Annotated in this window: 21 protein-coding genes; 15 read left to right on the forward strand and 6 right to left on the reverse strand. The window is 40.4% G+C overall.

Features of this window, described 5'->3' with window-relative positions; all coding sequences use genetic code 11:
* Positions 1 to 22: 22 nt before the first annotated feature.
* Positions 23 to 1546, reverse strand: coding sequence for a glutamine-hydrolyzing GMP synthase (gene guaA, locus ABJF57_RS10390; protein WP_462228721.1), 1524 nt, complete (start codon positions 1544 to 1546; stop codon positions 23 to 25).
* 133 nt (positions 1547 to 1679) lie between these two features.
* Here guaA and pafA point away from each other — a divergent pair, with 133 nt between their 5' ends.
* Positions 1680 to 3302 carry an alkaline phosphatase PafA gene (gene pafA, locus ABJF57_RS10395; RefSeq protein WP_462228723.1) on the forward strand — a complete coding sequence of 541 codons (1623 nt, stop codon included), beginning with the start codon at positions 1680 to 1682 and terminating at the stop codon, positions 3300 to 3302.
* Between the two features lie 33 nt (positions 3303 to 3335).
* Positions 3336 to 3986 carry a DUF4159 domain-containing protein gene (locus ABJF57_RS10400; RefSeq protein ID WP_462228725.1) on the forward strand — a complete coding sequence of 217 codons (651 nt, stop codon included), beginning with the start codon at positions 3336 to 3338 and terminating at the stop codon, positions 3984 to 3986.
* Between the two features lie 71 nt (positions 3987 to 4057).
* On the opposite strand, the gene ABJF57_RS10405 is transcribed toward ABJF57_RS10400, so the two are convergent.
* Positions 4058 to 4888 (reverse strand): hypothetical protein, encoded by an 831-nt coding sequence (locus ABJF57_RS10405; RefSeq protein WP_462228727.1) that lies wholly within the window; start codon positions 4886 to 4888, stop codon positions 4058 to 4060.
* Between the two features lie 202 nt (positions 4889 to 5090).
* On the opposite strand from ABJF57_RS10405, the gene ABJF57_RS10410 reads away from it, so the two are divergent.
* The 5 genes from ABJF57_RS10410 to ABJF57_RS10430 all read left to right on the forward strand — a co-directional run bounded on the left by ABJF57_RS10410 (position 5091) and on the right by ABJF57_RS10430 (position 10544).
* The gene (locus ABJF57_RS10410; protein WP_462228729.1) at positions 5091 to 6041 is read left to right on the forward strand and encodes a hypothetical protein; all 951 of its coding nucleotides are present in this window, start codon (positions 5091 to 5093) and stop codon (positions 6039 to 6041) included.
* 2 nt (positions 6042 to 6043) lie between these two features.
* A complete protein-coding gene (locus tag ABJF57_RS10415; protein ID WP_462228731.1) occupies positions 6044 to 8731 on the forward strand; it encodes a CHAT domain-containing protein in 2688 nt (895 codons plus the stop codon).
* A 12-nt stretch (positions 8732 to 8743) separates the two neighbouring features.
* On the forward strand, positions 8744 to 9610 hold the full coding sequence (locus ABJF57_RS10420) for a LytR/AlgR family response regulator transcription factor (protein WP_462228733.1): 867 nt from the start codon (positions 8744 to 8746) through the stop codon (positions 9608 to 9610).
* A gap of 83 nt (positions 9611 to 9693) precedes the next feature.
* On the forward strand, positions 9694 to 10266 hold the full coding sequence (locus tag ABJF57_RS10425) for a hypothetical protein (RefSeq protein ID WP_462228735.1): 573 nt from the start codon (positions 9694 to 9696) through the stop codon (positions 10264 to 10266).
* 95 nt (positions 10267 to 10361) lie between these two features.
* On the forward strand, positions 10362 to 10544 hold the full coding sequence (locus ABJF57_RS10430; RefSeq protein ID WP_462228737.1) for a hypothetical protein: 183 nt from the start codon (positions 10362 to 10364) through the stop codon (positions 10542 to 10544).
* Between the two features lie 13 nt (positions 10545 to 10557).
* On the opposite strand, the gene ABJF57_RS10435 is transcribed toward ABJF57_RS10430, so the two are convergent.
* Positions 10558 to 11760, reverse strand: coding sequence for a TlpA disulfide reductase family protein (locus ABJF57_RS10435; protein ID WP_462228739.1), 1203 nt, complete (start codon positions 11758 to 11760; stop codon positions 10558 to 10560).
* A gap of 76 nt (positions 11761 to 11836) precedes the next feature.
* Between ABJF57_RS10435 and ABJF57_RS10440 the strand changes: the two genes are divergently transcribed.
* Both ABJF57_RS10440 and ABJF57_RS10445 read left to right on the forward strand, forming a co-directional pair.
* On the forward strand, positions 11837 to 12271 hold the full coding sequence (locus tag ABJF57_RS10440; RefSeq protein WP_462228741.1) for a hypothetical protein: 435 nt from the start codon (positions 11837 to 11839) through the stop codon (positions 12269 to 12271).
* A 91-nt stretch (positions 12272 to 12362) separates the two neighbouring features.
* On the forward strand, positions 12363 to 13493 hold the full coding sequence (locus ABJF57_RS10445) for a DEAD/DEAH box helicase (protein WP_462228743.1): 1131 nt from the start codon (positions 12363 to 12365) through the stop codon (positions 13491 to 13493).
* A 128-nt stretch (positions 13494 to 13621) separates the two neighbouring features.
* Here ABJF57_RS10445 and ABJF57_RS10450 read toward each other — a convergent pair whose 3' ends face one another.
* Entirely contained in the window at positions 13622 to 16180 is a 2559-nt protein-coding gene (locus tag ABJF57_RS10450; protein WP_462228745.1) for an ABC transporter permease, read from the reverse strand.
* Between the two features lie 3 nt (positions 16181 to 16183).
* Entirely contained in the window at positions 16184 to 16906 is a 723-nt protein-coding gene (locus ABJF57_RS10455) for an ABC transporter ATP-binding protein (protein WP_462228747.1), read from the reverse strand.
* 130 nt (positions 16907 to 17036) lie between these two features.
* Between ABJF57_RS10455 and ABJF57_RS10460 the strand changes: the two genes are divergently transcribed.
* From ABJF57_RS10460 to bcp, 6 genes are all read left to right on the forward strand, one after another.
* Positions 17037 to 17717, forward strand: coding sequence for an arylesterase (locus ABJF57_RS10460; protein ID WP_462228749.1), 681 nt, complete (start codon positions 17037 to 17039; stop codon positions 17715 to 17717).
* A gap of 53 nt (positions 17718 to 17770) precedes the next feature.
* Positions 17771 to 17938, forward strand: coding sequence for a PLDc N-terminal domain-containing protein (locus ABJF57_RS10465; RefSeq protein ID WP_462228751.1), 168 nt, complete (start codon positions 17771 to 17773; stop codon positions 17936 to 17938).
* A 192-nt stretch (positions 17939 to 18130) separates the two neighbouring features.
* Complete coding sequence (gene mtaB, locus ABJF57_RS10470; RefSeq protein ID WP_462228753.1) at positions 18131 to 19438, forward strand: tRNA (N(6)-L-threonylcarbamoyladenosine(37)-C(2))-methylthiotransferase MtaB; 1308 nt, start codon at positions 18131 to 18133, stop codon at positions 19436 to 19438.
* A 111-nt stretch (positions 19439 to 19549) separates the two neighbouring features.
* Complete coding sequence (locus ABJF57_RS10475) at positions 19550 to 20158, forward strand: fumarylacetoacetate hydrolase family protein (RefSeq protein WP_462228755.1); 609 nt, start codon at positions 19550 to 19552, stop codon at positions 20156 to 20158.
* 36 nt (positions 20159 to 20194) lie between these two features.
* Positions 20195 to 21994 carry a M23 family metallopeptidase gene (locus ABJF57_RS10480; RefSeq protein WP_462228757.1) on the forward strand — a complete coding sequence of 600 codons (1800 nt, stop codon included), beginning with the start codon at positions 20195 to 20197 and terminating at the stop codon, positions 21992 to 21994.
* Complete coding sequence (gene bcp / locus ABJF57_RS10485) at positions 21991 to 22443, forward strand: thioredoxin-dependent thiol peroxidase (RefSeq protein ID WP_462228759.1); 453 nt, start codon at positions 21991 to 21993, stop codon at positions 22441 to 22443. The genes ABJF57_RS10480 and bcp overlap by 4 nt, the downstream gene beginning before the upstream one ends.
* 21 nt (positions 22444 to 22464) lie before the next feature.
* Here the strand turns inward: bcp and ABJF57_RS10490 are convergent, their stop codons facing one another.
* The gene (locus ABJF57_RS10490) at positions 22465 to 23661 is read right to left on the reverse strand and encodes a radical SAM protein (protein ID WP_462228761.1); all 1197 of its coding nucleotides are present in this window, start codon (positions 23659 to 23661) and stop codon (positions 22465 to 22467) included.
* Position 23662: the final 1 nt, after the last annotated feature.

Raw genomic sequence — 23662 nt, forward strand, 5'->3', positions numbered from 1 at the left:
GTTTTTCTTTCAAAGCTAATTATTATTCCCACTCGATGGTTGCTGGCGGTTTTGAGCTGATGTCATAAACCACGCGATTCACCCCTTTTACATTGTTAATGATTTTGTTGGAAACCTTTCCAAGAAATTCATACGGCAAATGAACCCAATCGGCAGTCATACCATCTAAACTAGCCACTGCTCGCAAAGCAACTACATTCTCATAGGTGCGTTCGTCTCCCATCACTCCTACAGATTGAACTGGCAGCAACATGGCCCCTGCTTGCCAAACTTCATCATAGAGGCCTTCTTCCTTCAGTCCATTGATAAAATGAGCGTCCACTTCTTGCAGTATTCGTACTTTCTCTTCCGTAATATCACTGAGTATTCTTATCCCTAATCCAGGACCAGGGAAAGGATGACGACCTAGGATAAACTCAGGGATTTCTAGTGTTCTGCCTACATTTCTCACTTCATCTTTAAAAAGTGTGTTCAGCGGCTCTACCACTTTCAGGTTCATTTTTGCTGGCAGTCCGCCTACATTGTGATGAGATTTGATGGTAACAGATGGGCCATTCACAGAAACAGACTCAATAACATCAGGATATATGGTTCCTTGCCCCAACCATTTCACCTCTTTAATACTTTTGGCCTCCTCATCAAAAACTTCGATAAATACCCTTCCAATAATCTTTCGTTTTCCTTCAGGGTCGCTCTCACCTTTCAGCTCATCGTAGAATCGGGACTTGGTATCTACACCCTTTACATTTAGTCCAAGCCCTTCGTATGATTTGAGCACCTCATCAAATTCATTTTTTCTTAGCAGACCATTATCAACGAATATGCAATACAAGTTTTTTCCAATAGCCTGATGAATAAGCATAGCCGCAACAGAGGAGTCAACTCCACCAGACAATCCTAATACTACCTTATCATCTCCTAGCTGATCTTTTAATTGAGCAACCGTCTCCTCCACGAAAATATCTGGCGTCCAATCTTGGGATGCATGGCAAATGTGAACAACAAAATTTCGAAGTACTGTTTTACCATCGGTACTATGGGTAACCTCAGGATGAAACTGGATGCCATAAACAAACTTGTTTTCAATTTTAAATGCGGCTACAGGAATTGATTCAGTTGCTGAAATCAATTTAAATTTTTCTGGCAATTCGGTAATTGTATCCGCATGAGACATCCAAACCTGACTTCCAATCTCTACTTCTTTCAACAAGTCAAAATGGGAATCAACCGTCTTTAAATTTGCTCTTCCATATTCTCTATGATTGGATTTGGCTACCGTTCCTCCATTTTTCTTTACCAGTAGCTGGGCACCGTAGCAGACTCCTAAGACTGGCAAGTCACCAAGATCATCCGTATTTATATCTGGTGAGCCCTCATCTAAAACTGAGCAAGGTCCTCCAGAAAGTATTACTCCTTTTATATCTGGAGTGATCTTAAATTTGCTGAATGGATGAATTTCACAGTAAACATTAAGTTCACGTACACGTCTAGCTATCAATTGAGTGTATTGTGACCCGAAATCGAGAATTAGAATCTTGTCTTGCATGGCCGCAAAATTACAGGCTTATAGTCAACCGCTAATGCATTTCTTTATCGAATATTTCATAAGATGATTCAAAGAATTTAATACTGGAATAATTTTGGTTTAATACCTTCACATATCAGAACTAAGCTCACAGATGAAGAAATTACTTTATTGCCTATTTATTTCACTTGTCTCAATACTTACTGCACAAGAAAAACCAAAGTTGGTCATAGGTATTGTGGTAGATCAAATGAGGCAAGACTATATACTTCGCTTTTCAAACAAATTTTCGGATGGTGGTTTCAAACGGATGATTGGTGAGGGGTTCCAGTTTAGAAATGCCCATTATAACTATGTTCCTACCTATACCGCTCCTGGTCATGCTTCGATATACACAGGAACAACACCTTCCAATCATGGCATTATCGGGAATGGATGGTATTCTCCGGAAACCAATTTGAACGTCTATTGTGTTTCTGACCCTGCTCAATCCGGTATCGGAGGTAGCAATTCTAGCGGTAAAATGTCTCCTAAGAATTTATTGACCTCAACCATTACCGACGAACTGCGCATAACAACCAATTTTCAAGCAAAGGTCGTCGGAGTTTCTATCAAGGATCGAGGCTCAGTTCTTCCTGCGGGGCATAGCCCGAATGGAGCATATTGGTTTGATAGCAAGACAGGGAATTTCATGACTAGTACCTATTACATGGATAAACTACCCAACTGGGTGAAGAAATTTAATGGAAAAAACTTGGCAGCTAAGTATTTGGAAAACACCTGGTCTACGCTCCTGCCTATTAAAGCATATGCCGAAAGTACCATGGACAATGCTCCGTATGAACGAAGTTTTAGAGGTAAGGAGGAAACAACGTTTCCTTACGACCTAAAGGAGCTTGCAAAAGAAAATGGAGTGGGACTGGTTCGATCCACCCCTTTTGGAAATACCCTCGTGTTGGATATGGCATTGGCAGCCATTGAGGGAGAAAAGCTAGGTGCTGACGAAACCACGGATATGCTGGCAATCTCGTTCTCATCGACAGATTACATTGGACATCAGTTTGGTTCAAATTCCGTGGAGGTTCAAGACACCTATTTGAGACTAGATCTGGAATTGGAAAGATTGTTCGAGTATTTAGATGCAAATTTTAAGGATGAGTACATGGTATTTCTGACCTCTGACCATGGAGTTGTCAACGTACCTCAATTTCTCGAAGACAATAAAATGGTAGGTGGGTACTTAGAACAAGATAAATTTGCTGCATCCTTGAATGACACCATTACTTCTGTGCTGGGGGCTGGTGAGTGGGTTCTGAATATCGGAAATGATCAGGTTTTTTTAAATCGTGATTTAATTCAAGAAAAGGGACTAAATATTACGGAAGTAAGAAAAACGATAAGGGATATAATCATTGGTTTTGATGGAATATCAGACGCTTACACCAAAGAGGAAATCATTGAAAGAAAGTCTACCGACATCTTCAAAAAAAGAATTGAGCATGGTTTTAATGCTAAAAGATCTGGAGATATAGCCGTTAGACTCAGTCCTGGCTTGCTTTCAGTATCAAGTACTTCTGACCGAAAAGGTACATCTCACGGATCTGGATATACCTACGATACACATATTCCTATTATCTTTTTTGGCAAAGGAATTAAAAAGGGAAACAGCGTACGACCTGTTGCTATTATAGATATCGCTCCCACGCTTTCAATGCTATTAAACACTTCTCTACCAAATGCCAGTACAGGTATACCATTGCTAGAATTGTTTGATTAGAACTATTTATGTTTAGAACAGTATAACTGATCAATGAGAAATCTTACTATTCTTTTATTAGTTGCTTCATTGGCCTCTTTTGCACAGCCTGTTAAGATCGCTAAACTTAAATATGATGGCGGTGGTGATTGGTATGCAAACAAAACCGCATTGCCCAATCTAATTGAATTCTGCAATCAACAGATCAATACCAATCTGGCAATATCTGAGGATGTGGTAGATGTAGGAAGTCCTGACCTTTTTTTATACCCATACATTTATATGACTGGGCATGGAAATGTTGTATTGAATAATGCGCAAGTTGAAAACCTTAGGAATTACCTCACTTCTGGAGGGTTTCTTCACATTGATGACAACTACGGCCTAGATCAATTTGTAAGATCGGAAATGAAAAAAGTTTTTCCAGAACTCGAGTTTGTAGAGATTCCTTTTGACCACTCCATCTACCATCAGAAGTTCGATTTCGAAAATGGGCTGCCGAAAATTCACCAACATGATGGGAAACCGCCAAAGGGATTTGGATTGATTTATGAAGAAAGATTGGTTTGCTTTTATACCTATGAGTCAGACTTAGGAAATGGATGGGAAGACCAGTCCGTGTATAATGACCCGCAAGAAACTAGAATTGAAGCATTGAAAATGGGAGCTAACATCATTTCATATGCATTCACTTCAGCACTATAAAAAAGTAGAGCCCCAATCATCCGAAGGAATCATGGGGCAATTACCTACCTGAAAATTTTTCAGTTTGCTGATTATCTTCTGCCTTTAGGAGTAAGTGTTTTGGTAACGGGATCACCTCCATTTACAGTTATCGTCACCTCATTGTCGCACGTACCATCGCCATAATCAACTACTGCGATATTATCTCCAGAAGTGTACTGCTTGATTCCCGCTACAGGAATAAATACCCTGTTGGCTCGACAAGCTCTTTTGTAGATGATACGACTAAGTATTTCCACAGAATAGCTTACTCCATCTCTTCTTGTGCCATTTGAACCACCTTCGATGCTAGTTTCGTCATTGAGCGGATTGCTCGCTCTGAACCAGGTTCGGGTTCTTTGAGACTCACGCGTAGCTGTAGTCTCATCTTCAAATGTAAGCTTGCCTCCTACCAGAGAAATACTGAAAGCGGGGTCTGCATCAAGGCTTTCAGAAACATTTTCCACCGTTCGTGTCCCCTCTACGAGTACTTCATCCACACTAAAACCATCGAAAGTTGTAGTTCTGAAAGCACCTGGAACAAGTCTGTGATCACTGTAAGAAATTCTGATAATCCCTGCACGTATTCTTCCGCCAGGTCCCTCACATCCATCACCATAATCTATTGTTACAGTCTTATTCTCTTCATCATGTGTGACAGTGGCACATTCAAGTACAGCATCCTGACTTATCCTGCCCCCGGTCTCCACTGTTTCCATTCCAGCCTCAACAATCAAATCTATGTCCTCATAATTAGCTTCTTGAGTAATTTCAGAGTCGATATCCAGAGATGCTATTAAATCTGTTCCTCCATCATCATCCTTACTACATGAAGTTAGAAAGACTGCAAATACCAATGGTGCAATAAAAAGTAGCTTTTTCATAATCGTTTTATTTATTGTAATTGTTTTTTCAAATGATTTGGCTCTTTGACAGTACTTCTTCAAAAAGGTTTAATCGACTATGAATTTTTTATATTGATCGAATAAAAGACATCAAAAGGTAGACATTCCCATTTCACAACAATTATTCTTCTAATAGTGCTAACTGATTGTTTATTATTGTAATGCTATAAACTACACACGTATGAGAACCCTAGTTGCTTGCATCGCTCTTTCATCGCTCTCTTTCTTTGGCTACAGTCAAGGTTGTAGTGATGCCGGTTTTTGCACCATGGGAGCAATGAAACCAGATCAAAATTACAGCAAGCGAATAGCGATCAAGCTGCGATCGATCGAGTTCAATTATTATAAAGGAACCAGCTTGCTCACTCCAATCATCTATGCCGCCACCGTCGATTTCACACTCGGAATAAATGACTTTAGCTCATTTCAAATTAAACTTCCCTATCAATGGGTAAAGGGCACTCTGGGGGAAACAGCCGGACTTGGAGATATTTCTTTGAGCTATACACGACTACTCAAAGCATCTAGTAAGTGGAATATCAATGGAACTTTGGGGGCCAAAATCCCATCCAATGATGGTAACAACACAGTGAACAATGAAAACACTGGAGGTATTGATGCCCCGGTTCATATGTATTATCAGCAAAGCCTTGGGTCATATGACGCAATTGCCGGTGTTTCAGCGATCAGTAGAAATTGGCTATTTGCAGCCGGTGTTCAAGTAGCTCTTACTAAAAACAACAATCAATTTGTCTGGAGCGGATTCCCAAATTATCCCGACCAAGAATATGTTCGAAAGTATAACATTGGACGTGAATTGCTTAGAGGTATTGACGTGATGCTCAGGGTAGAAAGAAATTGGCGATTCACCAACTTCAACTTTTCACTCGGTGCTCTGCCAATCTATCGAATTACGCAAGATGAAGGAATTCCGGCTGGTTCAACCGAACGAGCTAAACTTCCCAACACTACTGGGCTGGCACTTTCAGTACTGGGAAGCTTTGGGTATCATTTTGATGTAAATAATAGCGTTAAGATCATTAAAGGAATAAAACTGGTAGATCGAGACTTTAACCCAGATGGCCTCACACGAGATGAAGTGTTAAGCATCAGTTACGTCTACAAATTCTAAAAATGAGAAAGCTACTGACATTCGTCTTCACTCTTATTTCTCTAGGATCCAGTTTAGCACAAGAGATTCAACTCAAGCAGGCGCAGCAAGCATATGCCAATAGCCAGTTCGAACTCGCTTACAACAATTATAAAGATGCCGGGGATATTTATTTCACCAAGGGGAGTTATGACCTATATGTAGACACTCACATCAATATGATTGACTGTCAACTGCAGCTTGGGGACCCATTTCTTGCCAAGAACCTAGCTCAAAGCACACTCGATTTCATTACAAAGGAAGTCCCTGATCAATTAATTCTAAAAGCCAGATGTCAAACCAGACTTGGGTTAAGCTACCTAAACCTTGGTCACAATGATGACGCATTGGAGAGTCTTTTAGCAGCTGAGAATAGTTTTCCAGAAGAAAATTCAAAGGAAAGAGCCAATTGTCTGGACGCGATCGGACAGGTCTACAATAACAACGAAAACAAGCAATTGGCCACTCAGTACCTGGAGCAAGCATTCAAGATGCGCAGGACTCTTTTTGGATCTCAATCCATAGAAGCGGCTAATTCATACAACAACCTCGGACAAGTCTTCCTTAAAAGTGACCCACTTCAGGCCATCATTTACTTCAATCGGGCAAAAGGAATCTACGAGGAGCAGTTGGGAAATAGTAGCAGAAGAGCACTTAGAGCCAATCTCAATATAGCATTCGCTGAAATAGAGCAAGGAAATTTTGACGATGCACTGGAACAATTAAACAATGTAAAAAGCATCTACGACGCAACCTACAGTGAAAACCATCCCAATAAAGCTTATATACTATCGATCATCGGGAGAGTTTATCTCCTAAAAGGAGCATATGAAGAAGCCCTGCTCAATCAAAAGGAGGCACTTCAAATGTATATCAGCTTATTTGGAGAGAAACATCCGGATGTGGCGAATACCTATTTCTCCATTGGAGAAATCTATAAAGCCAAAAGCGAGTTCAAAGTTTCTGTTGAATTTTATCAGCGGGCGATTTATGCTAACCTTCCCGATCAGGTTTATGATGATATCTACAATTTACCAAAACTTGAAAACTACTTTAATGCGGATATTCTCTTGAGAACGCTGCAAGCCAAAGCCATAGCATTGGGTGCGCTGCATTTCGAAAAGTCACTCAATGTGAGGGATCTCGTCGGAGCAATAGATACCTATAGAAAATGCGATGATCTCATCACAATCATTCGCAGAAAGCGACTAAACGAGCAAGACAAACTAAAACTAGGACAAATTGCAAAAGAAGTTTATGAGAATGGAATTCAGCTTTCTTTGATTTTAAGTGATCAAAGTTTTAACCGCAAGAAACACCTTCAAACCGCTTTTGATTTTTGTGAGCGAAGTAAGTCATCGGTATTGCTGGAAGCCATTACAGAATCAAAAGCGAAGAAGTTTGCAGGCATTCCTGACGAACAAATCATACTAGAAGATAGTCTGAAGGACGAAATTTCCTACCTTGAGCAACAACTCGCTCAGCCTGAAAATAGTGATAATCAAGAAATGAAAGACTTGCTTTTCACTTATCAAAACACCTATAGGGACTTCATTGCAAGCCTGGAGACAAACTATCCTGAGTACTTTAAGCTAAAGTATGATCAATCAATAGCATCTATTGAGTCCGTTCAAAAGCACCTCACTCAAAATATGGCCATGCTATCCTATTTCTTAGGAGATGAAGAACTTTACATTTTCATTATTACCCAAAAGGGAGTAAAAGCGGAACGAAAATCAAAAGGAGATGATTTTGACAAGCTTACTTCTGCACTAAGAAATGCAATCAAATACAATAGTAAGAGTGCCTTCCTGAAGACTTCAAAATCTCTTTACAGCCTATTGGTTCCAGAAATGTCGTCAAGCATTAATGAATTAGTCATTTTGCCGGATGGTGTATTGGGCACACTACCCTTCGAATCATTCATAAATCCTGATGATGAATCTGACTCTTACGCCAATGCTGATTTTCTCATTAAAGATTATCACATTTCGTATGACTACTCCGCCACGTTATTCAATGAAAGACATGCCGATGAGCAGCAAATAAACCCAGAGATTCTTCTCATAGCACCCATAAGTTTTGAGAACAACGAGGTGAGAATGAACGCTCTTCCCGGATCAGCAAAAGAGATTGAGGAAATTAGGTACTTATTCATGGGAAGCAATTGCGAGACCAAAGTACAGTCTGGAAATGACGCAAGTGAGTTTAACTTTAAAAATGAAAATTTGGGTAAATATCGTTTCCTACACTTTGCAACTCATGGGTTGGTGAACGAATCTGAACCAGCGCTATCCAGAATTTTCCTCAAGCCCGGTTCTGACGAAGACGGAAGCTTATACACGGGCGAAATCTACAACCTAAACATTGATGCAGACCTGGTGACCTTGTCGGCTTGCGAGACAGGACTTGGAAAGGTAGCCAAAGGTGAAGGCATTGTAGGCTTAAGTCGAGCATTGCAATATGCTGGAGCTAACAACATCATTGTATCGTTATGGCAAGTTGCTGACGCATCCACCGCTCAAATGATGATCGAGTTTTATAAATACAACTTAAACAACGAGCACCATGGATACAATACTGCACTCAGACAAGCGAAGTTGTCGCTACTCAATTCAGAAGAATACGCAAGACCCTATTTTTGGGCTCCATTCATCTTGGTTGGTATGTGATTATATTTAATTGTGAATCGCAAAATCTCAATCGCACTTATTTCATTCATTCTTTTCCTGATCTTCTTTGATGCCGTTCAGCAGAAATACTACATTGAGACCTTCAGCTTAAGACCCGAGGGTACTGAGTTATCGCTGATCACACTTTTCAAACATCACTTTATCCGATGGCTAATTTGGGGTACCATCAGTTTTCCTTTTGGAGTTCTTGTCTGGAGACAATTGCTAAAGCGAAGTGAAAACGTTTCCAAACGCATCCTGATCTTAATTTCAGTAGCTATACCACTCAGCACATTCGTTTCACTGTGTTCAATCAGCATTCAAAGTATTGTTGATCAAGAATTAGTTTTTGAAGTCGATCTTTTTCTCGAATTTTTGACCTTCTTCACTTTTCAGAAAGGGCTTACTTTTCTTATGGCTTCTATTACGCTCACTTTATTGCTCTATAATCAATCCCGTGAAAAAACCATAGCAAGTCAGTTCATTGAAATCAAAGACCTGAAAAGGAAAAGCTCAAATCTGGAAGAAGCACTCAATTTTACCACACAGGAAGAACCTCATCTTAACATAAAAACGGGTCATAAATTCCAACCAATAGCCTTGAGCGAAATCATATGGATTCAATCAGATGATTATTGTGTAAAAATTCATACCGAAAATCAGGCCTTTACCTTGCGAAAAAGTATGAAAGCATTGGAAGAACAGCTGGCACAATATGGTTTCATACGGATTCATCGGGCGGCCTTGCTAAATATGAATTTCTTTCAACAAGTGAACTTTGATTCTTCACGCGTAAAACTGATCAATACCGCAGAATTACCTATATCCAAAGCTGGAGCGAAGGCCTTAAAAAAGAAATTGGAGGAATCCTCACTTTAATTCCCTGCAAATTCGCCATCGCTTACTGCAAGGAGTAGGGTTATGAAATTTTTCAAGGGTTTAGTTTACCAAAACAAAACAGCATGAAAAGTACAATCCTAATTCTCATTTCATTATTGTCCGCATCTTTCCTTTTCGGTCAGTCTCAATACGAGCCATCCGAGAAAAATCCATTCGGTAAACTCAATCCAGATGCGCCTGAGCAAACTGCCGATTTTGCTCCATTAATTGGAAAGTGTAAATGCAAGTCTGTTGCTCGAATAGATCAAAACACGTGGGCAGACACGGTGATGATGGAGTGGACATATAAGTATATCATGAACGGTATGGCAGTACAGGATGAAACCATAAAAGAAGACAATGCTCACTCGGGCAGCATTCGTCAGTATAATGCAGACAGTGCCAGGTGGTATGTTCACTACTATTCATCAACTACCGCAACTCCTACATTGTCCGCATGGGAAGGAAATAAAAATCAAGATGGGGATATTATTCTCTACAAAAATCAGCCTGCTCCCAATGGTACTGAGGGTTTCTACAAGATTACATTTAAAGACATTGCCGATGATGGATTCAACTGGGTTGGTCAATGGGTGAACAAGACAGAGACGTTTGTCTACCCTACATGGAGGATTTTCTGCAAAAAAATAGAATGAAATTTCACAAATCTTAACAAGTAACGATTTAAAACTGAAAGTTCTTTGCAAATTATTTAGCACCTTGCTCTTCCTAATACCTGTAATCGATAAGTATGAAGAGAGTAAGAATCGGTGACATGGTGGAAAGTAATTATGGCAAAGGACGTGTGATTGCTGAAACGCGAGAGTGGATCATACATGATAACTCGGCGAACAATAATGACTCAGAATTTGCTATTTTGAAGTCTGATGATTTCTATCAGGTGGTAGAAGAATTAGAACTTCAAACTTCCTAATTGTCAAAGAAAGCTATTCGGCGACAAGCGCATCAATTATTTGATTGAAACGCCGATCAAAAGTTCGGTAATACTCACCAGTAGCCGGACCATTGAAGTAGCTATGAACATAGCGCACATACCCTTGCTTGTCCAATATCACAAGCGTAGGAAATGCTTCTATGCGTTGCATAAAAGTAAATGGCATTGCTGCACCCGTTTTGCTCAGCTTACCCCCTAGTACTAAGTCATATTCAATTTCATTGACGGCTCTGTATTTTTTTAGCCTTTCCAAACCATATTCCTGAGAATAGTTTGCTTCAAAGGAGGAAGCTAAAATAGATACCCCTCTGTCCCGATTCTTTTTGTACCAGTTCACCAAATACTGTGTTTGATCGTGACTGTTGGGACACCATGTGCCAAAAAGTTGTATAATAAGCACTTCTCCTTCGTATTTCGTCGGATCGATGGCATCCTTTCCTTCCCCTGCTGCTAATAGATCATAATATGGTTTCTGAGTCCCCGGCTCTACATTCACCATTTCAAACGGATCTTTCAGCTCAGCATCGGCATCATAATTTGCCTCCCAAGACTCACTGTATCCATTGCCATATATCATTTGTCCAGACCACCCGCTATCGGTGCGTTTACCCATAAAGGCAAATGCGTGCGCACCATCAAAACATGAAATTTTAATCGAATCACCGTCCAGTATTCCTTCAAAAAATCGATAATCACTAACCTCTGTCATGATTGTCCCTGACACGATGTATCCTCGTTGCTTAAAAAGTCCCACACCAGCTGACATACTCGATGAACCCGGAGAAAAGGTAATTGCCCATCGATCCTCAATGGGAGCAAAACTCCGAACGCTATTTTTTGACATCCGAGCCCGTCCATAGTCAGCTACGAAGGGAATCGTCAAATTCCTGTAATACTTTTTATAAACACCTGTCATCCCCATGGCAGTGTATTTAGCCCGTATTTCTACATCAAAAGGATCGAGTGGAATAATGATACTATCACCCAATACCTTAGCATTGCTAATTACTCTGCGATCACTCCCATTGATAATTGTAATTTCCGGCACTTCCCCTCCAGGATAACCAACTTCAAAGATGAATGGAACTTGTAGGCTATCATAAACGATTGCCCCTCTCCATTGACCTGATTTTATCATCTGAGCAGAGGTGAAAAGGGAGAATAACAAAAGTAAAAAGGCGAATAAAGACTTCATGAACTTGAATATAGAAAGTAATCAGCTCTCTTCTGTTAAATTGGTATATTTAATGAATAACTAACCTAAATTAATTATGACAAATGGATCTGTAAAACCACCTACCTGGTTTTGGGTAGTCAGTATCATTGCCCTTGTTTGGAACCTCATGGGAGTTGGTGCTTATTTAGCGCAAGCTTTCACCCCAGACGACCTCATCTCACAGATGGAGCAAGCTGTTCAAGATTTGGTAAATCAAACACCGGCATGGGTCACTGCTGCTTTTGCGATTGCTGTATGGGCTGGAGCTTTAGGAAGTTTACTACTTCTTATGAGAAGAAAATTAGCTCACACAGTGCTAATCATATCCTTAATAGGAATAGTTGTTCAGATGTTTTACAACGTCTTCATTAGCAATTCCATAGAAGTATATGGTCCTGGAGGAATGGTTATGCCGATTATGACCCTGTTAATCGGGATAGGGTTAATCTTTCTTGCCAAGAAAGGTATAACTGTAGGCTGGCTTAAGTAGATATACGATTTTATGTGCGACTGTTTCAGTTTGATATTGCGCTAACTGAAACAGTCTTTTTATTTAAAGGATTAATGCATCTTTGCCATACATGACATTTAATGAATTCAACCTGGACGATCAACTCACAGAAGCGATCGATCACATGGGCTTCTCTGAAGCTACTCCCATTCAAGAACAAGCCATTCCGGCAATACTACAAGGAAAAGATTTGATAGCCTGTGCCCAAACAGGAACAGGAAAAACTGCTGCTTTTGTAATTCCCACACTCAACTACCTGGCTCAGCATCCAAGTGACGATGTTAAAGTCTTAGTTGTAGTTCCTACACGTGAACTCGCCATTCAGATAGACCAGCAATTTGAAGGATTTTCATATTACCTGCCCGTACATTCGATTGCGATTTATGGTGGAGGAGATGGATCTGATTTCGCTCAACAAAAGAAAGCGCTGACTCAGGGCAGTAACATTGTTGTAGCAACTCCGGGAAAACTCATCTCACACCTCAATTTGGGATATGTGAAGTTTGATCAAGTCACTCATCTAATCCTTGATGAAGCAGACCGCATGTTGGATATGAACTTTTATGATGACATCAAAAAGATCATTACTTATTTGCCCAACCTCTCGCAAACATCCATGTTTAGCGCAACGATGGCTAACAAAATTGAAAAATTAGCCCAAAGCATTCTGAAAGATCCGCTCAGAATAACACTTGAACTCGCCAAACCTTCAGAAAAAATCAGTCAAGAAGTGTATCGTGTGGAAGAAGGCTACAAAACTGAGCTCATCAGCAAGCTGATTAGTAGGTATGAGGCATTTGAAAGCATTTTAGTTTTCAGCTCTACCAAGAAAAAGGTCTCCGATATTGTCAAAAGCTTAAGTAAAGCAGGCCTTGAGGCAAAAGGCATTTCCTCTATGCTGGATCAAGACGAGCGTGAGCGTATTTTACTGAAATTCAGAGCGAAAAAGCTTCGCATTCTCGTTGCTACAGATGTGCTTTCACGAGGCATTGACATCAAAGACATCAACTTAGTGGTCAACTATGACGTGCCCAATGATGCAGCAGATTATGTGCATCGCATAGGCAGGACGGCAAGAGCTAAAACCAGTGGTGTTGCCATTACATTGGTAAACAAAGACGACAACTATAAAATGAAGCGAATCGAAAAGCTCATCGAGCGAGAACTGGAGAAAGTAGACTACCCGATGCGTCGGAGGTAACAATACTCTTCGCAAATGCTAAAACAACCTGTAATCAAGTACCAGATTTTCTTGTAATGAATTGAGGACGTTGGAATATCTCAATTAAGCTGGCTCCAGCATTGAATAGAGCTCCAATCCACGCTATATCAGGTTTCCCTCCTGAGTACCTCCATGGGTGATTGACGTACCACTCCGCGACTGTTCAGCAATCCTATCAGCACGCTCATTCCTGTCACTGATACATATACAATGCCTATTTGAACTGGATTTGGAACAAACGTGAACTCAAACAGAAACTGCCCGAGCAGTGTACAAAAAAGTGCTGCAAGGAAGATCCCACTGATCGCCCCTAGGCTACCCAGAAAGAAATATTCTGCGATGGTAATGGTCCACAGTTGTTTCTTAGAAGCGCCCAATGTGCGCAAGAGCACATTTTCCTGCATGCGTTGAAACTTGCTAAGAATGATCGAACTAATCATTACAATGATACCTGTACCAATGCTAAAAAAGGCCATGAATTGGATTACAAAAGCCACCTTCCCCAGCACATCTTCAAGCGTTTTTAAAATTAATTCCAAATCTATGATTGATACATTGGGGAATCGTTTCACAACTGCCTGTTGATATTTTACGGAAGTCAACATTTCATCTATACGCGTAACCAACACATGAAACTGCGGTGCTCGCTCCAATGTCCCTGATGGAAACAATACCAAGAAATTGGTTTGAACCCTTCGCCAGTCTATCTCCCTGAAACTTCCTACATAGACCTTCAAAATGGCTCCTTGAACATTGAAAACAAGCTCATCTCCTAGTTCGATATCCAGATTATCCTTGAAGCCTTCGGATACACTGATGTAGATACTGTCATTTCTCACCTCTCCTACCCACTCACCTTCTACAATTTTTTCCGAGTCAATCAACGAGTCCCGATACGTCACCCGATACTCTCGACTGTACGCCCAATCGGAAATGGAAACGGTGGTATCGTTGTAAGCTTCATCTTTCGTAAACCCTTTCACCTCAAGCAAACGCATGGTTACCACAGGAACATCCTGAATAACCGGCAGTTCGAACTCCTTCGTTAATTTTTTTAGTTCATCGTGCTGACCTTCCTGAATATCAAAGAGGATGGTATTCGGTCGGTCATTGGCAGCAGTTAGAGAGACACGCTGCACTAACAAGTCCTGCATGAAGTACAATGTTGCAAGAAATGATGTACCCAACCCCAATGCCATGATCAAAATCACTGTTTGATTGTTGGGACGATATAAGTTCGAAAAGCCCTGCCTCCAAACGTATGTTAGGTTTTTAGGCATGAGTTTCCTTGTCAGCCAACTCACTCCTTTCCCTATACCTCCCAGAAATAGGATCGCACCAATGAGTATCATTGAAAACACTAAAGCTTCGCTTAAAGATTGGATCTGCCAATAGACAGACAAAAAGATGAACAAGGCTATTCCGCCAATGATAGGAATAAGCAGTTTATCAAACTTGAACTTACTATCACCCAATCCCAAGCGAATAGCCGAAAGTGGACTGATCTTTCTCAAGCCAACAAGCGATAATAGACCAAAAAGAAGAGAGATCACAATTCCGATAAGTACACCAACAAACAATGCGGGCCAATAGGGAACTGGATCCAGGTCAATGGGCAAAAAATCTTGAACCACCACTGGCAGGTACATATGAATGACCAGTCCCAAAATGCTTCCTATCAATGCTCCAATGAATCCAAAAAGAGTCACCTGTATGAGGTACACACTTACTGCTTGCTTCGCTTTCATCCCCAGACACCTAAGCACTGCCACGGCTTGCACTTTGCTTTTTGCATAGACATAAATGGAACTTGCCACTCCGAGACATCCAAGAAGCAATGCGGTGAATGCAACTAGCTCAAGGAAGTTGGATAGATTCTCAAAATCCTCCCCTGTCTCACGTTTTTCCTCTTCTACCGTTTCTACATCAAACCCTTTACTTTCTGTGAAACTGGCTGTTTTACTCCACTGCTTTGCGGTATCAGCCGGATCATCTGAAAACATGAAATAGTGTACATAGTTGACTCGACTGCCATTTTGGATGAGGCCTGTTTCCTTCAAGTATTGAAAGGGAATGTATACGACTGGCGATACAGATGAAGAAACATCCGTTTGCCCAGGAATCTGAGTGATTGCTCCAATGATCTCGAAAGTGACTGCACCTACACGGAGGCTATCTCCAACTTGCGCTCCGTATTGAAGCATCATTTTTTCGTCAACAAGCACATATTTGTCAGACTGAAACCGCTTTGAAGCTTCAACTGGTTTGGTGATAATTTCACCATAATACGGGTACTCGCCTTCCAATGCTCTTACCTGAACCAACCGTGTTCCGCTTGTTTTAGGAAACATGACCATGGACGCGAAATAATTTTCCTGAGAATAGGCTTTGGTCATATCCTTAAATGACTGAAGTAACGTATCTGCCAATACTCTCCTACCTTGTACTCTTACATCCGAACCAACCAGTCCTTTGGCCTGCTTATCAATCTCAACCAATAAATTTTCTCTGAATGAGGTGATCCCCACCATTGCCGCAATGCCCAGTGAGATGGAAGCGATGAAGAGTAATAGCTTTCCTCTACTTTTTCTACTGTCTCGCCAGGCCATTTTCCACGGCCATGACCGACTGTATTTTGATGGCTCAATGGTTATTCGCTTATCCATATGCTACGAAGCTGCCGATCTCATTTGTGCGACATTGTTTCCTTTGCGCTGATCAATGATCTTCCCTCCTTTCAACTGGATGATCTGATTGGTTTTTTCTGCCAATTCCAAATCATGTGTCACCAGAATGAGCGTTGTTCCCTTTTCCTGATTGATTTCAAAGAGTAAATCCTCTACAGCCTTTCCGGTTTCCTCATCCAGGTTTCCTGTCGGCTCATCAGCAAACAAAATTTTAGGTGCATTGGAAAATGCTCTCGCAATTGCTACACGTTGCTGCTCCCCACCAGACAATTGCGACGGATAATGATTCACTCGTTCACCCAAACCCACTCTTCCTAGAAGGTCGTTGGCTTGTGTTCTCGCGCTTTTTACGCCTTGCAATTCAAGCGGGATCATTACATTTTCCAGTGCCGTCAATGTCTGAATTAACTGAAAATTTTGAAATACAAAGCCCACATGCTGATTTCTTATCTGAGCCATCTCATCCTCTGATAACCGATCAAGCAAAATATGGTTGAGCGTTATGGAGCCAGACGTAGGTCGATCCAATCCTGCGCAAAGACCTAACAACGTCGTTTTGCCACTACCAGAAGGGCCAACTACTGCTACTGAGGATCCTTCAGCAATCTGAAAATTAATGTCTTCCAGAACGCGGACTTCTCTGGTTCCATTCTTGAATGTTTTAGAGGTGGATGAAACCTCTAAAATGAGTGCTTCGTTTGGCATGTATAAAATTTTAGAAGTGTAAACGCAAAGCCGTGGTTCATGTTTGTAACTTAGGCCCAACTTACCATAAATGAACTAAGCGGCGTATATGTTACACCACAATAGTCATCATACTACAATACAACAGTCTATGTTCAGTCAAGTTCGAAACTTAATTATTTTAACCTTACTATTCAGTTGTGGAACGGCTAGTGAATCAACTAATGAAAAATCAGAGACCCCAGTTGACAAGAATGAGCCTGCTCAGCCAATAAGTGATTCTGAAAAGATCATACTGTTTTTTGGTAATAGCATTACCGCTGGCTATCAATTGGACATGGATCAGGCATTTCCAGCACTCATTCAGGAAAAAATTGATTCGTTAGGGATCAACTACAAAACAATCAATGCTGGATTGAGTGGCGAAACATCGGCAGGTGGAAAAAATAGAATTGAATGGGTCCTTCGTACTACTCCAGATATCTTTTTCCTTGAACTTGGAGCGAATGATGGACTTAGAGGATTGCCTTTGGATCAAACCATTCAGAGCCTCCAGGACATAATCGATGCAGTGAAGAAGGAAAATCCTGAAGTAAAAATCATCATTGCCGGGATGATGGTACCTCCAAACCTTGGAGAAGATTATACCAACCAATTCAAGAACATTTTTTCAGATTTAGCACAGAAAAATGAAGCTGTATACATCCCCTTCCTGCTTGAAGGGGTAGCTGGAATTCCAGAACTGAACCTGAGAGATGGAATTCACCCCACTCCTGAAGGACATGAGATTGTTGCTGAAACTGTCTGGAGCTACCTATCGCCGTTACTTTGAAATTGTTTTTTCATTTGAAAAAAGCGATATTGAAGTAATTAAAACCTAACCTTATGAATAACATTTATTACATCATCCACCTCGTTTGTGCAATTTGGGTCATTTACGAAGTGTGGGCCAAATCAAAAATGGGTGGCGGAGCTAAAATCCTATGGACCATTTTAGCATTGCTTTTCAGCATCATCACAGCCATCATCTATTACTTTATGAAGAAGAAATAATGATAAGAAGCCCACAAAAAATGTGGGCTTCTTGCTTTTCCCCAAAAGCAAAATTCTTCTTTTTAAGCATAATGTTTATTTCCTCTTAACTTTGCGTTTCCAAATGAAATTGGCGGTGATATGTATTGACTAACATATCTAAAGTTGAGTCATCGCAAATTCCATGTGGCTGAGAAAATCAGGTAAAAACACATGAAAAAGGTTGCGTTCTATACGTTAGGCTGTAAGCTGAATTATTCCGAGACATCCTCCATCTCCCGGATGTTTGAGGAAAGAGGCTACATGAAAGTTGATTTTCCCGATCAGCCTGATATCTTTATTATTAATACCTGTTCTGTTACTGAGAACGCAGACAAGAAGTGCAAAAAAATTGTCAAAGAAGCTAAAAAGATATCCCCAAATAGTTTCGTCACCATCATTGGCTGTTATGCTCAGCTGAAGCCGAAAGAAATCGCTGAAATAGAAGGAGTGGATGCTGTGCTGGGCGCTGCTGAAAAATTTCGCTTGTTCGACTATTTAGATGACTTTACAAAAGGCGGTGTATTTGCATCAGAAATTAAGGAAGCAAATACATATAACGCATCCTATTCCATTGCAGACCGGACGCGTACCTTTTTGAAGGTACAAGATGGATGCAATTACGGATGTGCTTTTTGTACAATCCCTCTTGCCAGAGGCAAAAGCAGAAGTGACACAATTGAAAACATTGTGTTGCAAGCCAGGGAGATCGCTAAGACTGAAGTAAAGGAGGTGGTGCTTACAGGAGTAAACATTGGTGATTTTGGTATTCACCAAGGTAGAAGGAAAGAAAAGTTTATCGACCTCATTGAAGCATTGGATCAGATTGAGGGAATTGATCGTTTTCGCATCTCATCCATCGAGCCAAATCTGCTCTCCAATGAAGTGATTGAATTTGTAGCACAATCGAAACGTTTTGTTCCTCATTTTCATATCCCTCTGCAATCTGGTAGTGATGACATCCTGAAAAAGATGAATCGACGATATTTATCCGATCTCTATCAAAGTCGAGTGGAAAAAATAAAATCGTTGATGCCCAATTGTTGCATTGGTGTAGATGTAATTGTGGGGTTTCCTGGAGAAACAGAAGAAGAATTTCTTAAAAGCTACAATTTTCTCAACGAGTTAGACGTGTCCTACCTTCATGTATTTACCTACTCAGAAAGACCAAATACCAAGGCCATTGAGATGACGGAGGTTGTGAGCCCAGGAGAAAGGAGTAAGCGGTCAAAAATGCTTAGAGGTCTTTCTGAAAAAAAACGCAGATACTTCTACAAGCAACAGCTTGGGAATACTTCAGAGGTACTTTTTGAGGAAGATGTTCAAAATGGATTCATGCACGGATTCACTGAGAATTACGTTCGCATTGCAGCCAAATATGACCCTATTCTCATCAATGAGGTGAAAAAGGTGACGCTCAAGGATATTAATGCAGATGGAAATGTCGAAGTTGATGAGCCAGAAGAAATATTAGCGCACTAAAACAGCCAAAACATTGGTCATCTGAACTTGTTTCGGAATCTTTACTCCTACGAACAAATGCACAGGTCCCACCCAACAAACTGGGCTTCATGTCATAACTTAAGTGGAATTATGAAAATCATTTGCATTGGCAGAAACTACGCCGAACACATAGAAGAACTTGGTAACGAGCGTCCGGAACATCCGATTATTTTCATGAAGCCGGACACCTCACTTCTCAGAAACAACGATCCGTTTTTTTATCCTGATTTTTCTCAAGACATTCATCATGAAGTTGAGGTTTTAGTCAAAATTAAAAAAGAAGGAAAATCAATTGCTAAGGAATTCGCTCATCAATATTACGATGAGATTGGTTTGGGTATTGATTTTACCGCACGTGATTGGCAAACGAAAGCCAAAGAAAAAGGCCACCCTTGGGAGATCGCGAAGGCATTTAACAGCTCTGCTCCTGTTTCCAATTTCCTACCGAAGGAGGATAAAGATATGACGGATGTGAATTTCAGACTTGAAATCAATGGTGATGAAGTTCAAAAGGGAAATACAAGCTTAATGCTCTGGCCCATTGATGAAATCATCGCCTATGTATCCCAATTCATTTTGTTGAAAACTGGTGATATTATTTTTACAGGAACACCTAAGGGTGTAGGTCCAGTAAAAATTGGAGATCGTTTGGTAGGATTTTTGGAGAACAAACAGATGTTTGATTTTGAGGTTAAATAATACGTGAAATTTTCATCCACATTTATACTGAGTTTAATGGTTTTTAGTCTTGCTGGACAAGATTTCAAAGCCATCGATTATCAGTTTCCAATTAATCCGGGTCAGCAAAATTTTTTAGCTGGTACTGTGGGAGAGATACGTAGTTCTCATTTTCATACAGGTATTGACGTGAAAACAGGAGGACGGACAGGCTTACCCATTTACGCGGTGGCAGATGGCTATATTTCACGAATAAAAGTATCACCCTCTGGATATGGTTATGCACTTTACATGAAACACGTCAATGGGACTTTTTCCGTGTATGCCCACCTAGAAGCTTTCGATCCAAAGATTGCAGCTTGGGTACTCAAGGAGCAGTACAGAAAAGAATCTTTTGACATAGATCTTTTTCCGGAAGAAAATCAATTCGCGTTCAAAAGAGGAAATATCATTGGATACTCGGGCAATACGGGATCGTCCAGTGGACCGCATTTACACTTCGAGATACGCGATGCAAATCATCAGCCAATAGATGTACTCACCCTCGGATTCAAGGAGATTCGTGACAAGAGGGCTCCAGTGGTACAAAAAGTGGCCTTTATTACTCTGGATGGAAAAGCCAGGATAAACGGATACTTCGGACGATACGAATTTGATCTAATCAAAACTGAAAGTTGGTTCCAGACCAAAGAGCCTATCCACCTACTAGGAAACATTGGAGTAGAAATATACTCATACGACCCGATGGATGGCATTCCGAACAAAAACGGCATTGTAAAGACCACTTTTCAGTTGGATGGTGATACCCTTTTTTCTGAGCACAAAGAGCTTTTTTCTTTTGGCAAGCAGCGAAATGTACTCGTTCATTACAACTACCCTGCTTACAAAAAGGGCAGCAGAAGATTTAATAAGTTGTATCTGGCTGATGGAAACGAACACAACATGTACACGGTTGTGAACCGAGGAATCACTTTTACGGATCAAAGAGAAATCCTTATCAATACTGAAGATAGCTACAAGAATGCTTCTACCACACGCATCTTGTTGAATGCTGAAGAAGTGATCAACACTCCTACGTTGAAGGCGCCCGAGCAAATTGGAAATTTCCTCCACTTTAAATCCACTCAACAAGCATCTGTCATGCTTGATGAATGGGTGAATCTACAATCATATACTGAATCTGATGAATATCAGTACTACCTCTGGGATCTGAGAAACGGTACACCTGAAAGTCTCTTCATCGATGGCGAAACCATTAAGACTCACCTCGTAGGTTTGCTACCCTCCAAGCAAGAAATAAGCTATATCCAACCCGAATTCACATTGAATCTCAAAAGAAGATCCCTCTTTGATACGCTGTATTTGGCATTTGAAAAAGAAATTGACTCAACAAGGAATCTGGAATTGTTTCAATTCAAAAATCCTACCCAGCCATTCCGATCCGATATGAACATTACTTTGAATCCAGAAAAAGAATATAATCAAGAAAAGGCCATGGTGTATTCCGTTTTTGGAAAACGGTTTAACTTCATGGGAGGAGAATGGGAAGATGATCGAATTACGTTCTCAACACGCGATCTCGTTTCATATACCATTTTAGAGGATAGCATTCCACCTTCCATTGAATTAAAAATGGCCAATCCAGATATGCTTAAATTTAGAATCGATGATGAACTTTCGGGTATCAAGAGCTTTAAAGCATCAATCAACGGTGAATTTATTTTGATGCATTATGAACCCAAACGGAAGCTTGTATGGTCTGAAAAATTGAATAAAAACATTCCATTCAGTGGACGGTTTATGTTAGAAGTAATTGACAATTCGAATAACGGAACGATATACATTAAAACATTATGATCACACTTAAGCCTGGCGATAATGCGCCAAATTTCGAAAGCAAAGACCAGGATGGAAATCCAATCAAACTATCTGATTACAAAGGAAAAAAAGTGGTCTTGTACTTTTATCCGAAAGACAACACACCAGGATGTACGGCAGAATCTTGTAACCTCAGAGATAATTATGAAGCACTGAAATCTCAAGGATATGAGGTACTAGGTGTAAGCAGTGATGGTGAAAAATCACATCAGAAATTCATCACCAAGTATGAACTACCCTTCAAACTGATTGCTGATGAAGATAAGTCAGTACATGAAGCGTTTGGCACCTGGGACTTGAAGAAGTTTATGGGTAAAGAGTATATGGGTACGCTCAGATCTACTTTTGTGATCGATGAAGATGGGAAGATAGAAGAGGTGATTGAAAAGGTTAAAACCAAAGATCATACAGCTCAGATTCTGAAATAATAGAAAACCCCAGTAACTGGTTTAGTTAGGGCTATCACATTTTTTCATGAATTCCCGATAAGAGAGATCACCATCAAAACACCATTTATACTTACCGTAGAAAATTTCAATCACACTTCGTGGTAGAAATTTCTCCAATGTTCTGAGCATAATTATGTCATATTTTCTATGGAAATTTATCCAGCATTTATTGCAGTTATTCACGTAGGATTTTTGAGTCTGACATGATTGGGACGAATTGAGTACTTCGTCCAGCGACTGCTCATAAATATTTCCCAGCTTAGTATCTAGGTTTTGACAAATGGGCACATCTCCATTGGGGTGAATGACTGCACTATCCAAAATACTGTAGCATTTGAGTTGCGCATGCCCCTTCCTCCACTCATCATATAGGAATAGAAAATCAAGATTTTCAGGTGTATCCCTCACCGATTGAGGAATTTGGTCTTTAAAGAAATCCTTGTATTGCAAAGTGCGTTGTTTTTCGGATTCATCTAAATCATCAGCCCTTTCAATTTCTACTTTCTGTTTCTTTTTAACTTCTTTGACCGTTGCATCTTTCAAATTTCTGGCACTCCCAATTTCCATTTCATGCGCTTTTTCAATGGTGTCGAAAAGTGCTATATCATTATAGATTCCTACCCTAACATCTATGTCGTTCTTCTTACACAAGCCTATAACATGATCCAGATCCTCAAATGAATTGTAAGGAGACAGGGTGAACATTGCAGATATTGGCACAAGATCTTTACAAGCCTCAATCACTTCGATTACTTTGTGATAGCCATCTTTTCCACGCATGTATTTATACGTATCTCGACCTCCATCGAGGGAAATGAACAGCCTCTGAGGAGGATATTTTTTAACTGCCTCAATTACTTTTTCCGGCTTTAAGCAATTACTTAACAAATCGAAATTAGGATGATTCGTATAAAACCAATCAAGGATTTCAAATGCCTCAGGATGCAGCAAAAACTCACCTCCTTCCAGACCAACGGTTGTGGATTTGGTAACACACTTCGATTTCATGATTTCAATGATTTGTTTTTTAGGTAAGTGTTTTACTGGTCGCTTAGCCCAAATCAAACAATGCTTACACATGGAGTCACAAATATCCGTACCGTAAATCATCAATGTGGACAATTTCTTACGCCCAGGTCTCATCGTATTGTTAATGAATTTAACGCCTCTATTTACGTAATTGGATGTTGTATACATG

Origin of the sequence: Ekhidna sp., assembly GCF_039940915.1 — a bacterium.
In the GTDB taxonomy this organism is placed as follows: domain Bacteria; phylum Bacteroidota; class Bacteroidia; order Cytophagales; family Cyclobacteriaceae; genus Ekhidna.